This window comes from Ureibacillus sp. FSL K6-0165 (genome assembly GCF_038004285.1).
Classification (GTDB): domain Bacteria; phylum Bacillota; class Bacilli; order Bacillales_A; family Planococcaceae; genus Ureibacillus; species Ureibacillus thermosphaericus.
Window position 1 is genome coordinate 2,297,348 of sequence record NZ_JBBOQS010000001.1, and the last position, 13,767, is coordinate 2,311,114.

11 protein-coding genes and 2 rRNA genes are annotated in these 13,767 nt (G+C 40.6%); all 13 read right to left on the reverse strand.

What is annotated here, in order from left to right; all coding sequences use genetic code 11:
• Positions 1 to 19: 19 nt before the first annotated feature.
• The 13 genes from NST00_RS11435 to NST00_RS11495 all read right to left on the reverse strand — a co-directional run bounded on the left by NST00_RS11435 (position 20) and on the right by NST00_RS11495 (position 13,705).
• On the reverse strand, positions 20 to 802 hold the full coding sequence (locus tag NST00_RS11435; RefSeq protein ID WP_016839344.1) for an enoyl-CoA hydratase: 783 nt from the start codon (positions 800 to 802) through the stop codon (positions 20 to 22).
• A complete protein-coding gene (locus NST00_RS11440; RefSeq protein WP_340709974.1) occupies positions 780 to 1,712 on the reverse strand; it encodes a hydroxymethylglutaryl-CoA lyase in 933 nt (310 codons plus the stop codon). Before NST00_RS11440 ends, NST00_RS11435 begins: the two co-directional genes overlap by 23 nt.
• Before the next feature lie 10 nt (positions 1,713 to 1,722).
• On the reverse strand, positions 1,723 to 1,935 hold the full coding sequence (locus tag NST00_RS11445) for an acetyl-CoA carboxylase biotin carboxyl carrier protein subunit (RefSeq protein ID WP_016839342.1): 213 nt from the start codon (positions 1,933 to 1,935) through the stop codon (positions 1,723 to 1,725).
• A gap of 100 nt (positions 1,936 to 2,035) precedes the next feature.
• Positions 2,036 to 3,391 carry an acetyl-CoA carboxylase biotin carboxylase subunit gene (locus NST00_RS11450; RefSeq protein ID WP_026019146.1) on the reverse strand — a complete coding sequence of 452 codons (1,356 nt, stop codon included), beginning with the start codon at positions 3,389 to 3,391 and terminating at the stop codon, positions 2,036 to 2,038.
• Between the two features lie 20 nt (positions 3,392 to 3,411).
• Positions 3,412 to 5,049 (reverse strand): AMP-binding protein, encoded by a 1,638-nt coding sequence (locus NST00_RS11455; RefSeq protein ID WP_340709975.1) that lies wholly within the window; start codon positions 5,047 to 5,049, stop codon positions 3,412 to 3,414.
• Positions 5,050 to 5,071: 22 nt separating this feature from the next.
• On the reverse strand, positions 5,072 to 6,214 hold the full coding sequence (locus tag NST00_RS11460) for an acyl-CoA dehydrogenase (RefSeq protein WP_016839339.1): 1,143 nt from the start codon (positions 6,212 to 6,214) through the stop codon (positions 5,072 to 5,074).
• A 54-nt stretch (positions 6,215 to 6,268) separates the two neighbouring features.
• Complete coding sequence (locus NST00_RS11465) at positions 6,269 to 6,886, reverse strand: TetR/AcrR family transcriptional regulator (protein WP_096550922.1); 618 nt, start codon at positions 6,884 to 6,886, stop codon at positions 6,269 to 6,271.
• Positions 6,887 to 6,992: 106 nt separating this feature from the next.
• On the reverse strand, positions 6,993 to 7,646 hold the full coding sequence (locus tag NST00_RS11470; RefSeq protein ID WP_016839337.1) for a CoA transferase subunit B: 654 nt from the start codon (positions 7,644 to 7,646) through the stop codon (positions 6,993 to 6,995).
• A 1-nt stretch (position 7,647) separates the two neighbouring features.
• On the reverse strand, positions 7,648 to 8,355 hold the full coding sequence (locus tag NST00_RS11475; RefSeq protein ID WP_016839336.1) for a CoA transferase subunit A: 708 nt from the start codon (positions 8,353 to 8,355) through the stop codon (positions 7,648 to 7,650).
• A gap of 683 nt (positions 8,356 to 9,038) precedes the next feature.
• Positions 9,039 to 9,515: a type 3 dihydrofolate reductase gene (folA, locus tag NST00_RS11480; RefSeq protein WP_016839334.1), complete on the reverse strand. Its 477-nt coding sequence runs from the start codon at positions 9,513 to 9,515 to the stop codon at positions 9,039 to 9,041.
• A gap of 133 nt (positions 9,516 to 9,648) precedes the next feature.
• Entirely contained in the window at positions 9,649 to 9,840 is a 192-nt protein-coding gene (locus NST00_RS11485; RefSeq protein WP_168412700.1) for a hypothetical protein, read from the reverse strand.
• 774 nt (positions 9,841 to 10,614) lie between these two features.
• A 5S ribosomal RNA gene (gene rrf / locus NST00_RS11490) occupies positions 10,615 to 10,730 on the reverse strand.
• 48 nt (positions 10,731 to 10,778) lie between these two features.
• Positions 10,779 to 13,705, reverse strand: a 23S ribosomal RNA gene (locus NST00_RS11495).
• Positions 13,706 to 13,767: the final 62 nt, after the last annotated feature.

Below are 13,767 nucleotides of genomic sequence, written 5' to 3' on the forward strand. Positions count from 1 at the left end.
TCTGAAAGCGTAAATTAAGTTATCTTCCTACATATTGAGGTTGTCTTTTTTCTTGGAATGCTACTAAACCTTCCATACGGTCTTCAGTGTATAGCAACTCGTTATATGCAAGTTCTTCGATTTTTAATCCCGTTGTTAAATCGACTTCAATCCCTTTATTAATGGCAATCTTTGCTTGAATAAGTGATAACGGTGCATTTTTGGCAATTTCTCTAGCCAGTTCTGTCGCTCTTTTTAGTAAATCTTCTTTTTCAACGACTTCGTTGATGAGATTGATTTCAAGGGCTTCGCTTGCTGTAATTCTTCTTGCTGTATAAATTAATTCTTTCGCCTTTCCAAGACCAATTAAACGAGGTAAACGCTGCGTACCACCAGCACCTGGAATAATGCCTAAGGAAACTTCCGTTAAGCCCATTTTTGCCTCACTGCTGGCAATGCGAAGATCGCACGCTAGAGCTAATTCCAATCCGCCGCCGAAAGCAACGCCGTTTAAAACAGCGATGACTGGTTGTGGCAGAGCTTCTACTCGATTGACCGTACTGCCAATGAGTCTTACTGTTTCACGAACTTGTTGTTCGTTCATATTTTTGCGCTCTTTTAAGTCTGCCCCAGCGCAAAAGGCTTTATCACCACTGCCGGTAATTAATACAACACGAATTTCTCGATTTTTAGCAACCTCATCCAAACATTCATTGAGGTCCGTCAATAATTGAATGGACATCGCGTTTGCTGCTTCTGGCCTATTTAACGTAATGAGACCAATGCCCTTTTCGATTTCGTTAAACTGTACGAGCGTTGTCAACGTTAGCGCTCCTTTCATTTCTTGCAATTTCCATTTGCTTTGAAACTAATTTCTTACCAATTTTTTCTTCAATGAAAAATGCTGATTCGATCAGTGCTTCTTGATTAACGCCAGTTTCGATGTTCATGGCAGAAAGCATGTATAATAAATCCTCAGTGGAAACATTTCCTGATGCTCCTTTTGCATATGGACATCCACCAAGCCCACCAGTTGAACTATCGAATGTCGTAATACCCATTTCTAAAGATTTCACTACATTTGCGAGAGCCGTACCTCTCGTATCATGGAAATGCATGGCAAATAGATTTGATGGGAAGTGTTTTAATAATGTAGAAAGTAAACTTTCCACTTGCGTTGGAACCCCGACGCCAATTGTATCTCCTAATGAAATTTCATAAACTCCCATTTCCGCTAATCGGTCCACTACTTTTAACACCTGTTCTGGTGAAACAGGTCCATCATAAGGACAAGCAATCACCGTTGAAACGTATCCGCGCACTTTTACATTTGCTTTTAACGCTTCATCCACAACTTCTTTTAATACAGGAAACGTCTCATCAATCGTTTTATTAATATTGCTTTTATTATGGTCTTCACTAGCGGACATAAACACACTGACTTCATTTACGTTGCAAGTTAAAGCCCTCTCAAGCCCGCGAATATTCGGAACTAAGGCAGCATACGTTACTCCCTTTTCTCGATTGATTGACTTTAATACTTGCTCACTGTCAGCTAATTGTGGAATCCACTTCGGATGAACGAAGGAGGATACTTCAATATAGTCTAATCCTGTTTTACTTAATAAGTTGATCCAATCCACTTTGTCTTGTGTCTCAATGAACTTGGATTCATTTTGCAATCCATCTCTTGGACCAACTTCTTTAATTGTCACTTTCGTTGGAAGATGCATCCTTTTCACCCTATTCGATTTCTAAAATGTCATCATCTACGTTAATAAAATCGCCTTCTTGAACAAAGATTTTTTTCACAACTCCTGCTGCTTCAGAAGCAATCGGAATTTCCATTTTCATTGATTCTAAAATTACAACATCTTGTCCTTCTTGTACTTGTTCCCCTTCAGATACAACAATTTTCCAAACTGTTCCTGCCATATTTGCTTTTACTACTGTCATCATAATCCCTCCAAATATTATTACTAACTAAATGAAAAATATTGAATAGCTGTTCAATGATGGAAAGAAAAGCTATTATCATTGAACAGCTTAAATTTACTTACTTAACCTGAAATTCAGGTAGATAATATTCATCTACAAAACTTGTAGTAATATTACCTTTTCTAAATTCTTCGTGACTTGCAATTTTAATAAGCATTGGAATATTTGTCTTAATTCCTTCTAGTTTGTATTGTTTCAATGCTTCAACTAAACGTTCACATGCTTTTTCGCGCGTCTCACCGAAACAAATCAATTTGCCAATCATCGGGTCATAGAATGGCGTAACCGCTGATCCTGATTCAACAGCACAATCGTTTCGAATTCCTTCCCCTTCAGGCAATTCCAGTAAAGTAATTGTCCCCGGTGAAGGATAAAACGTTACTGGATCTTCGGCATAAATTCGCGCTTCAATCGCATGTCCTTTCATCTTGATTGAATCTTTCGAAATCTCCAACGGCAACCCTTCTGCAACCCGAATTTGTTGTTCTACAAGGTCAATTCCCGTAATTTCTTCCGTTACAGGATGTTCCACTTGCAATCGAGTATTCATTTCTAAGAAATAGAAATTTTCTTTGTCATCTACTAAAAACTCAAAAGTTCCAGCATTAGTATAGCCAATATACTTCGCTGCCTGAACAGCTGCTTCTAACATTTTTTCTCGCGTTGCATCTGAAATTGTTGGAGATGGTGCTTCCTCAATCACTTTTTGATTTCGACGTTGGATTGAACATTCTCGTTCAAAAAGCGGTACTACATTTCCATGTACATCGGCGATAATTTGCACTTCTACGTGGTGAGGATTTTCAATGTATTTTTCAATATACATCGTGCCGTCACCAAAATAAGACTGTGCTCGCTTTTTATTGCCTTCAAAGGCTTTTGAAAGTTCATCGCTATTATTAATTCGTTGCATGCCGATGCCACCGCCGCCGCTAGAAGCTTTTAACATTAACGGATAGCCAATTTGATCTGCTATTTTGACTGCTTCTTCTACGTTTTCAATAGCAACGTCTACCCCTTCGATAATTGGTACCCCTGCTTCTTTCATTTTAATCCTTGCTTCTAACTTACTTCCCATTGCAGCGATTACGTCATGTTTCGGTCCGATAAAAACAATGCCTTCTTCTTCACATCGTTTTGCAAAATTCGGATTTTCAGAAAGTAAGCCATAACCAGGATGAATCGCATCGACATTTGCATTTTTAGCAACTTCTATTATTTTTTCAATATTTAAATAACTTAAAGAAACAGGGGGTTTACCAATTTCATACGCTTCGTCGGCTTCTCGAACGAATAGGGATTCACGATCTGCCTCCGAATAGACCGCTACTGTACGAATATTCAATTTTTTGCAGGTACGAATAATTCTTCTAGCAATTTCTCCGCGGTTTGCAATTAATATTTTCTTAAACATCGGCATACTTCTCCTTCCTACTAGTGTACAAGTTTTGCAGTAAATTGTTCTCTCAACTTATATTTTTGAATTTTTCCTGATGCTGTCATTGGATATTGGTCTACGAAGAAGATATATCTAGGAATTTTATGTTTAGAAATTTTTCCATTGCAAAACTCGCGAATTTCATCTTCCGTTGCTGTTTCACCTTGCTTTAAGATGATAAATGCAGCCACTTCTTCTCCATACTTTTCATCTGGCACACCAACGATTTGTACGTCATAAATTTTTGGATTTTTATATAAAAACTCTTCAATTTCACGAGGATAAATATTTTCTCCACCGCGAATAATCATATCTTTCAAACGGCCTGTAATTCGCACATAGCCGTTTTCATCCATTGTAGCAAGGTCCCCTGTGTGAAGCCAGTTATCTTCATCAATGGCTTCTTTTGTGGCATCTGGATTATTATAGTAACCTTTCATCACGTGATAGCCACGCGTACAAAGTTCACCTTGCGTATTAGGCGGCACTTCTTTACCAGTAGTTGGATCAATGATTTTTACTTCCACATTCGGTAAAGCTCGCCCTACTGTACCCACTTTTAAATCAAATGGATCGTCTGTGCGTGTTTGTGTAATTACTGGTGAAGATTCAGTCTGTCCATAGCAAATCGTAATATCTTTCATATTCATTTTTTGAATAACAGCTTTCATTACTTCTTCAGGACAGTTGGAACCAGCCATTACACCTGTACGTAGTGATGATAAATCAAATTCATCAAAATTAGGTAAATTCAATTCACTAATAAACATCGTTGGTACACCATGTAAGGCAGTACATTTTTCTTTCTCCACCGTTTTTAAAACTTCCACTGGATTATATTCTTGAATCGGCACCATCGTACCGCCAACGCTTACAATGGCCAATGTTCCAATGACGCATCCGAAACAGTGGAAGAACGGAACTGGAATACATAGGCGATCTTCATTAGTCAGCTTCATACTTTCTGCAATATTAATGGCATTGTTTACGATATTGTAATGTGTTAACATAACACCTTTCGGGAATCCTGTTGTTCCGGAAGTATACTGTAAATTAATGACATCATCATAGTGAAGAGAAGCTTTTCTTTGTTCTAATTCTTCATCCGACACTTGATCTGCCAGTTTAATGACGTCACTCCAGTTGTATACTCCGTCGAATTGGTTTTCGCTTATGATGATAACATTTTTCAACATCGGTAAGCGTTTTGATTTCAGTTCCCCAGGTTTACAAGTTTTTAATTCAGGGCAAATTTCGTAAACTGTATCAATGAAGCGATGGTCTTTAAATTGCTCAATTAAAATGAGCGTTTTGGAATCGGATTGCTTTAATAAATATTCAAGTTCTGCAGTTCGATAATTTGTATTGACCGTTACGAGCGGAGCACCCATTTTGCCAGTAGCAAATTGTAATGCTACCCACTCTGGTACGTTTGTTGTCCAAACGGCGATATGATCACCCTTTTCAATTCCAAGGGCCATGAGTGCTTTCGCTACTTGATCAGACCAAGCATCAAATTCTTTATACGTTAATCGTAAGTCTCGGTCTGAATAGACAACTGCCTCCTTATTTGGATATTTCTCCGCTTGCTCCTCCAACAATTGACCAATAGTTTTATAAACAAGATCAGCCATTCAGTTCCTCCTTCAAATTTTTTTAGCAACCTATTAATCTAGATATTACTAATCTTTGAACTTCAGAAGTTCCTTCACCAATTTCCATTAATTTAATGTCACGTAAATGTCTTTCCACATCGTATTCTTTCATGTAACCATAGCCACCGTGAATTTGAATCGCTTGGTTACATACTCTAAAGCCCATTTCCGATGCGAAAAGTTTTGCCATTGCTGCCTCCTTTCCAAATGGTTTATTGTTGTCTTTCAACCATGCTGCCTTATATACCATGTTGCGAGCTAATTCTATTTCCATTGCCATGTCAGCTAATTTAAACTGAATGGCTTGGAATTTAGAAATCGGTTGGCCAAATTGATATCTTTCTTTTGCATATTTCAACGCTTTTTCATAAGCGGCTTGAGCAATCCCTACAGAAAGAGCTGCAATGGAAATTCGTCCACCATCTAATGTTTGTAAGAATTGGCTAAATCCTCGTTTCGGATCACCTAACACGTTTTCTTTTGGTACACGAACATTTTCTAATACAATCTCACAAGTGTTAGATGCACGAACACCCATTTTGTCATAATCGCAACGAATTTTTACGCCAGGAGCATCAGTAGGAACAATAAGAGATGTGATGATTTTCTTTCCATCTTCTCTTTTACCTGTTACAGCTGTTACAATTACTTGTCTAGCGTATCCAGCATTCGTAATCCATTGCTTTTCACCGTTGATGATATATTCATCACCAACTAGTTCAGCTTTCGTTTGAGTACCACCTGCGTCAGATCCAGCATTTGGTTCTGTTAAACCAAAGGAACCAAGTGTTTCTCCTTTCGCCATTGGAACAAGCCATTTTTGCTTTTGCTCTTCTGTTCCGAAATAATAAATAGGAGATGCACCCAAACTGATGGCAGCAGCGTAACTTAGTCCTGTACCGCCACAAGCTTTTCCGATTTCTTCAACCGCAATCGCGTAAGAAATCGTGTCTCCTCCTGAACCGCCGTATTCTTCCGGGAACGGAATACCTAGTAGTCCAAGTTCACCCATTTTCTTAAATGTTTCAATTGGGAATGTGGAATTTTCATCATGTTCTCTTGCATACGGTTTAATTTCTTTTTCTGCAAAATCTCTTACCATTTCTTGAATCATTAATTGTTCTTTTGTTAATTCGAAATTCATGAACATTTCCCCCTATTTTTAAAACCGACTAGTCGGTTTGTTTTTGACCTATGGTTATTCTATTAATTGATTTAATTGTTTAGCTTCAACCAATCCTTGCTCTGTGACAATTGAGCGGAGGATTAAATCTTTGAAAATGGCTGTAATTTCTTCCATAGTCATTGGTCCATCTTGCTTAAACCATTTGTAAGTCCAATTGATCATGCCGATTATCGCCATTGTTACAATATTGGCTGGCAATTCATTTCGAAAATCTCCACTTTCTTGGCCTTCAACAATCACCTTTTCAAGCAACTTTCGATAGCGATCTCGTTTTTCATTGATAACTTGTTTAAATTCATGATTTAGATAAGCGCTTTCTTCGTAAAAAACTGTAATGTACGGTTTATACATGTCAAAAACTTTAATGAATGAATTCAGTATGGCGGATAATCTAGAAATCGGCGTTTTATTCTCCGTGTAGGAAAGTTCCGCTTTTTCTATCACATAGGAAATAAATACATCATGGATTTCATATAGCAACTCATCTTTTGACTTATAATTGTGATAAAATCCGCCTTTCGATGTTCCCGCTTCTAAGACGATTTTATCTACCGTGACTCCGTGATAACCATGTTCCTGAAATAAGTGCAATGAAGTTTCTAAAATTCGTTCTTTAACTGATTTTTTCATTTTTTTCCGCCTTTCGGTTTCACGTTTGAACCAAGCGCTAATAGAAATATATTTATTTTCTTAGAATTTTATGACATAAAACATATAAATTTCAACAAAAAATTTTTTACCACTCTATAAGATTTGGTGAAATGCTATATTCAGCTTCTGTTTTGCTCTTTAATTCTTCCAAGGAAATGTCCTTTGATTTTTCTATTAAAACCATTCCTTCTTCCGTGAAATCAAATACAGCTAATTCCGTAATTAAACGGTCCACTACACCTTGACCTGTAAGCGGCAAAGTACATTCTTTTCGTACTTTTGGCTCTCCTTTTTTGGACAAGTGCTCCATGATTACAACGACGCGTTTCGCCCCTTGCACTAAATCCATCGCACCGCCCATTCCTTTTACCATTTTTCCTGGAATCATCCAGTTAGCCAAATCACCCTTTTCAGACACTTCCATTCCACCTAAAATCGCTAAATCAATATGTCCACCGCGAATCATGGCAAAGGATTCAGCACTATCAAAAAATGCTGCGCCTTTTACAGCAGTTACCGTTTCTTTACCTGCATTTATTAAATCCGGATCCACTTCATCCTCTGTCGGATATGGACCAATACCAAGTAAACCATTTTCAGATTGTAATAAAACTTGATAATCGCTTGGAATTTCATTGGCGACAAGCGTCGGCATACCGATACCAAGATTAACATTCATGCCATCTTTTATTTCTTTCACAGCGCGTTTCACAATTTTCTCTCTAGTTGTGAGAGTCATCTTAATAAACCTCCTCTTTTTTTCGCGTTGTCTTTCTTTCAATCCGTTTTTCGTAGTGGTCGCCAACTAAAATACGTTGAACGTAGACGCTAGGCGTATGAATTTGATCAGGATCTAATTCCCCTACTTCAACCAGTTCTTCTACCTCTGCAATCGTAATTTTTCCAGCCATTGCAGCTAAAGGATTAAAGTTTCTTGCTGTTTTCCGGTAAACTAAGTTTCCTAATTTATCGCCTTTCCATGCTTTTACAAATGCAAAATCACCCACGATTGCTCTTTCTTCGATATACGTTTTTCCATCAAATACTTTTGTTGGCTTTCCTTCTGCAATAGGTGTCCCAACTCCTGTTGCTGTATAGAATGCTGGAATACCGGCACCTCCAGCACGAATTCTTTCTGCTAGTGTACCTTGAGGTGTTAATTCAACTTCAATTTCCCCATTTAAAAATTGTTGTTCAAAGGTTTTATTTTCCCCTACATAGGAAGCGATGATTTTAGAGATTTGCTTATTAGCAAGCAGCAATCCAAGTCCCCAATCATCTACTCCACAGTTATTGCTGACAACCGTTAAATTTTTTGTTCCCTTTCTTAAAATGGCTTCAATCGCTTTTTCAGGGATGCCACATAATCCAAATCCACCAACGATAATGGTATCCCCATCTTTCAAGTCTTGGATGGCTTCATCAAAAGATGTAAAAACTTTTGACATGTTGTGAGTCCTCCTTTATCTTTTTAGCAACTAAATATATCTATATTTTAAAAATATGTGTAATAGAATAGTTTTATACTAAATTTTTATTAGAAAAATAAATTATTATATTAATATTCTGAAAAACGTTTCCATTCCAAAACTAATGATGATGTATGATGAAATAGTGAAAATCATACCATCACCGTCATGGATGAATCAAATTCCTTAATACCCTAAAGAAGAAAATTAAAACACGAAGGAGAAAATTTTGAAAAAATTAAGATTGTTTTCAATTGTTTTTATTATATTTCTTTCAATCATTTTGTTCAATAAATTTCTTATCCACTCTTTTCAATCGACAATATCACTCCAAAAGGAGCAATAGAAAAATGGGAAAAATTGAAGTTGTAGGTGTTTCTATTTGGTATATTACTACACCTGAAAATGAGGGAATGAAATAAGCAGATGAAAACATTATGTTCAAAAAGTTGAGAACGTTTCATTGCTATTACTCAAATGTGGAGGAAAGAGTATGTACTTGTTAAAGTACATCGTAAAACGAAAAGTATATTAGAAAACTAACAGATACTATTATTAAATATTATTCAGAAGTAGATTTTTTGAAGTTCCATTTTGATAATTGACAATTTCATAATTACAAAAAGAGCGCCAAATTCTTAGACGCTCCTTTAATCATCTGGTTATTTTTTTTCATAAACTAAATATTGAAACGTATATCCTTCATCGGCTTTAAAAACTTCACTTGATGAAACGATTTTCCATTCTTCACCGTATGCCGGAAAGTATGTATCACCTTTAAATTCATGATTAATAAGTGTAATATACAATCGATCTGCAATCGGCAATGCAAGTTTAAAGATTTGTTCTCCGCCGATAACCATGATCTCCTGAGCATCACCCGCAAGTTTCAATGCTTCATCGAAACTTGAAACCACTTCAATCCCTTCATGAGTATATTCTTTGTTTCTAGTTATCACAATATTTCTTCTCCCAGGCAAAGGCCGTCCGATAGATTCAAATGTTTTTCTCCCCATAATAATTGGTTTTCCCATTGTTTTTTCTTTAAAATATTTTAAGTCCCCAGGTAAATGCCAAGGCATTTGATTTTTATATCCAATTACTCGATTATTGTCATGTGCTACAATTAGTGAAATCATGTTCTCTCTCCTATTTTAAATTTCATTTTATTTTTACCTTGATTCCATGATTTTCAGTAAAATTTCTTCATACATACTAGTCATTTTTGCATAATGTTCAAATTAATTATACAAAAGGTTTCATGGAAAGGATTCATTTTGATTTATCTATTCTTGTTTCTCTTTTTACAACAACTGCACCTAAAATTGCTCCGATTGTTGCTGCTAACATATTTACTATTATTTTGATTTTTAATGATAAATCATTATTAATATATACAATGTTCACATTAACTAAAAACACAGTAATAGCCGCAAAAATTGCAGGATAAAGTGTTTTTTTCATGTTAATCACCTTATTATTCTAAATTATTTATCACTGTGGATAAACTAAAAATTTTCAATCGGATACCAATAAAAGATTTTATTAATAACTAATATATTCCATTATAACTTAGTTTTTTATTGTTTCATGCATATTAAATTTTAAGTATTAACTGTCTCAAGCGATATTTTTTCTCAACACCCTAAGACCCCTCAACTACCATCGGTGCTGACTCCGAAGCACGTTGACCGGCGAATCTCTGCGTCAGCTTTAGCGGTCCGATGCTCACGTACATAGTACGCTCCGCTCCGAGCTGCCTCGCTTCCTTGAACTTCTTGGTCCCCGTGCTTCTCGTCTCCTCCAAATAATTGTTTTGCTTTCGTTTTAAATGCCACTTCTCTATCGCGCCGTTCGGACTTTCAGTCCTTGGTAGTAAGGGGCTTCAATTTCTGCAATAAAAAAGCACCACTATTGTGGTGCCTTTTTGCGAAGCGCTCGTCTATCTCTCACAAGGGGACCCCTTAACTACCATCGGCGCTAACTCCGAAGCACGTTGACCAGCGAATTTCTGTGTCAGCTTCGGCAGTCCGGTGCTCACGTACATAGTACGCTCCGCTCCGGGCTGCCTCGCTTCCTTGAACTTCTTGGTCCCCGTGCTTCTCGTCTCCTTCAAATATTTATTTTACTTTTGTTTAGCATGTGGTTTCTGTATCGCGCCGTTCGGACTTTCAGTCCTTGGTAGTAAGGGGCTTCAATTTCTGCAATAAAAAAGCACCACTATTGTGGTGCCTTTTTGCGAAGCGACGTCCTACTCTCACAAGGGGAAGCCCCTTACTACCATCGGCGCTGAAGAGCTTAACTTCCGTGTTCGGTATGGGAACGGGTGTGACCTCTTCGCCATCGTCACTTCACTATATGAGAGGTTGTTCTCTCAAAACTGGATAACGACATTGAAATGATTGGTTAAGTCCTCGATCGATTAGTATCCGTCAGCTCCACACGTCACCGTGCTTCCACCTCGGACCTATCTACCTCATCGTCTTTGAGGGATCTTACTTGCTTATGCAATGGGAAATCTCATCTTGAGGGGGGCTTCATGCTTAGATGCTTTCAGCACTTATCCCGTCCACACATAGCTACCCAGCGGTGCCTTTGGCAAGACAACTGGTACACCAGCGGTGTGTCCATCCCGGTCCTCTCGTACTAAGGACAGCTCCTCTCAAATTTCCTACGCCCACGACGGATAGGGACCGAACTGTCTCACGACGTTCTGAACCCAGCTCGCGTACCGCTTTAATGGGCGAACAGCCCAACCCTTGGGACCGACTACAGCCCCAGGATGCGATGAGCCGACATCGAGGTGCCAAACCTCCCCGTCGATGTGGACTCTTGGGGGAGATAAGCCTGTTATCCCCGGGGTAGCTTTTATCCGTTGAGCGATGGCCCTTCCATGCGGAACCACCGGATCACTAAGCCCGTCTTTCGACCCTGCTCGACTTGTAGGTCTCGCAGTCAAGCTCCCTTATGCCTTTACACTCTGCGAATGATTTCCAACCATTCTGAGGGAACCTTTGGGCGCCTCCGTTACCTTTTAGGAGGCGACCGCCCCAGTCAAACTGTCCACCTGACACTGTCTCCCAAGCCGATCAGGCTTGCGGGTTAGAATTTCAGTACAACCAGGGTAGTATCCCAAGGGCGCCTCCAGGGAAGCTGGCGCTCCCCCTTCTACGGCTCCTACCTATCCTGTACAAGTTGCACCGAAATTCAATATCAGGTTACAGTAAAGCTCCACGGGGTCTTTCCGTCCTGTCGCGGGTAACCTGCATCTTCACAGGTACTATAATTTCACCGAGTCTCTCGTTGAGACAGTGCCCAGATCGTTACGCCTTTCGTGCGGGTCGGAACTTACCCGACAAGGAATTTCGCTACCTTAGGACCGTTATAGTTACGGCCGCCGTTTACTGGGGCTTCAATTCGGAGCTTCGCTTGCGCTAACTCCTCCTCTTAACCTTCCAGCACCGGGCAGGCGTCAGCCCCTATACTTCACCTTACGGTTTTGCAGAGACCTGTGTTTTTGCTAAACAGTCGCCTGGGCCTATTCACTGCGGCTCATCAGGGCTTGCACCCCAATGAGCACCCCTTCTCCCGAAGTTACGGGGTCATTTTGCCGAGTTCCTTAACGAGAGTTCTCTCGCTCACCTTAGGATTCTCTCCTCGACTACCTGTGTCGGTTTGCGGTACGGGCACCTCCCGCCTCGCTAGAGGCTTTTCTTGGCAGTGTGAAATCAGGAACTTCGCGCGTAACGCGCTCCCCATCACAGCTCAGCGTATTAGGAAGCGGATTTGCCTACTTCCACGCCTTGCTGCTTGGACACGCTCGACCAACGGCGTGCATTCCCTATCCTCCTGCGTCCCCCCATCACTCAAACGGCGGGGAGGTGGTACAGGAATATCAACCTGTTGTCCATCGTCTACGCCTTTCGGCCTCGACTTAGGTCCCGACTAACCCTGAGCGGACGAGCCTTCCTCAGGAAACCTTAGTCATTCGGTGGATGGGATTCTCACCCATCTTTCGCTACTCATACCGGCATTCTCACTTCTAAGCGCTCCACCAGTCCTTCCGGTCTGACTTCGACGCACTTAGAACGCTCTCCTACCACTCGTGCAACGCACGAATCCACAGCTTCGGTGAATCGTTTAGCCCCGTTACATTTTCGGCGCAGCGTCACTCGACCAGTGAGCTATTACGCACTCTTTAAATGATGGCTGCTTCTAAGCCAACATCCTGGTTGTCTAAGCAACGCCACATCCTTTTCCACTTAACGATTACTTTGGGACCTTAGCTGGTGGTCTGGGCTGTTTCCCTTTTGACCACGGATCTTATCACTCGTAGTCTGACTCCCGTGTATAAATAGCTGGCATTCGGAGTTTGTCTGAATTCGGTAACCCGAGGTGGGCCCCTAGTCCAAACAGTGCTCTACCTCCAGTATTCTTCACACGAGGCTAGCCCTAAAGCTATTTCGGAGAGAACCAGCTATCTCCAAGTTCGATTGGAATTTCTCCGCTACCCACACCTCATCCCCGCACTTTTCAACGTGCGTGGGTTCGGGCCTCCAGTGAGTGTTACCTCACCTTCACCCTGGACATGGGTAGATCACCTGGTTTCGGGTCTACGACCACGTACTCAAAACGCCCTATTCAGACTCGCTTTCGCTGCGGCTCCGCATTTTCTGCTTAACCTTGCACGTAATCGTAACTCGCCGGTTCATTCTACAAAAGGCACGCCATCACCCGTTAACGGGCTCTGACTACTTGTAGGCACACGGTTTCAGGTTCTCTTTCACTCCCCTCCCGGGGTGCTTTTCACCTTTCCCTCACGGTACTGGTTCACTATCGGTCACTAGGGAGTATTTAGCCTTGGGAGATGGTCCTCCCGGATTCCGACGGAATTTCACGTGTTCCGCCGTACTCAGGATCCACTCAGGAGAGGATGGATTTTCGACTACAGGGCTTTTACCTTCTCTGGCCGTCCTTTCCAGAACGGTTCGTCTAACCCATCCTTTTGTAACTCCGTATAGAGTGTCCTACAACCCCAAGAGGCAAGCCTCTTGGTTTGGGCTGTTCCCGTTTCGCTCGCCGCTACTCAGGGAATCGATTTTTCTTTCTTCTCCTCCAGGTACTTAGATGTTTCAGTTCCCTGGGTGTGCCTTCTTAACGCTATGGATTCACGTTAAGATACTGTTCCATTACGAACAGTGGGTTCCCCCATTCGGAAATCTCCGGATCAAAGCTTACTTACAGCTCCCCGAAGCATATCGGTGTTAGTCCCGTCCTTCATCGGCTCCTAGTGCCAAGGCATCCACCGTGCGCCCTTAACAACTTAACCTTTTCGGTTTTCGATACGCTGCGCAATACTTCGTCAATTTCGCTCGTTCGAATCCTCATGTA

What these genes read in the sequence shown, in the direction of transcription:
- NST00_RS11450 (WP_026019146.1), bottom strand. Translation starts at nt 3,391, where the DNA reads ATGTTTAAGAAAATATTAATTGCAAACCGCGGAGAAATTGCTAGAAGA.
- NST00_RS11470 (WP_016839337.1), bottom strand. Translation starts at nt 7,646, where the DNA reads ATGACTCTCACAACTAGAGAGAAAATTGTGAAACGCGCTGTGAAAGAA.
- NST00_RS11445 (WP_016839342.1), bottom strand. Translation starts at nt 1,935, where the DNA reads ATGACAGTAGTAAAAGCAAATATGGCAGGAACAGTTTGGAAAATTGTT.
- NST00_RS11460 (WP_016839339.1), bottom strand. Translation starts at nt 6,214, where the DNA reads ATGAATTTCGAATTAACAAAAGAACAATTAATGATTCAAGAAATGGTA.
- folA (WP_016839334.1), bottom strand. Translation starts at nt 9,515, where the DNA reads ATGATTTCACTAATTGTAGCACATGACAATAATCGAGTAATTGGATAT.
- NST00_RS11455 (WP_340709975.1), bottom strand. Translation starts at nt 5,049, where the DNA reads ATGGCTGATCTTGTTTATAAAACTATTGGTCAATTGTTGGAGGAGCAA.
- NST00_RS11485 (WP_168412700.1), bottom strand. Translation starts at nt 9,840, where the DNA reads ATGAAAAAAACACTTTATCCTGCAATTTTTGCGGCTATTACTGTGTTT.
- NST00_RS11475 (WP_016839336.1), bottom strand. Translation starts at nt 8,355, where the DNA reads ATGTCAAAAGTTTTTACATCTTTTGATGAAGCCATCCAAGACTTGAAA.
- NST00_RS11465 (WP_096550922.1), bottom strand. Translation starts at nt 6,886, where the DNA reads ATGAAAAAATCAGTTAAAGAACGAATTTTAGAAACTTCATTGCACTTA.
- NST00_RS11440 (WP_340709974.1), bottom strand. Translation starts at nt 1,712, where the DNA reads ATGCATCTTCCAACGAAAGTGACAATTAAAGAAGTTGGTCCAAGAGAT.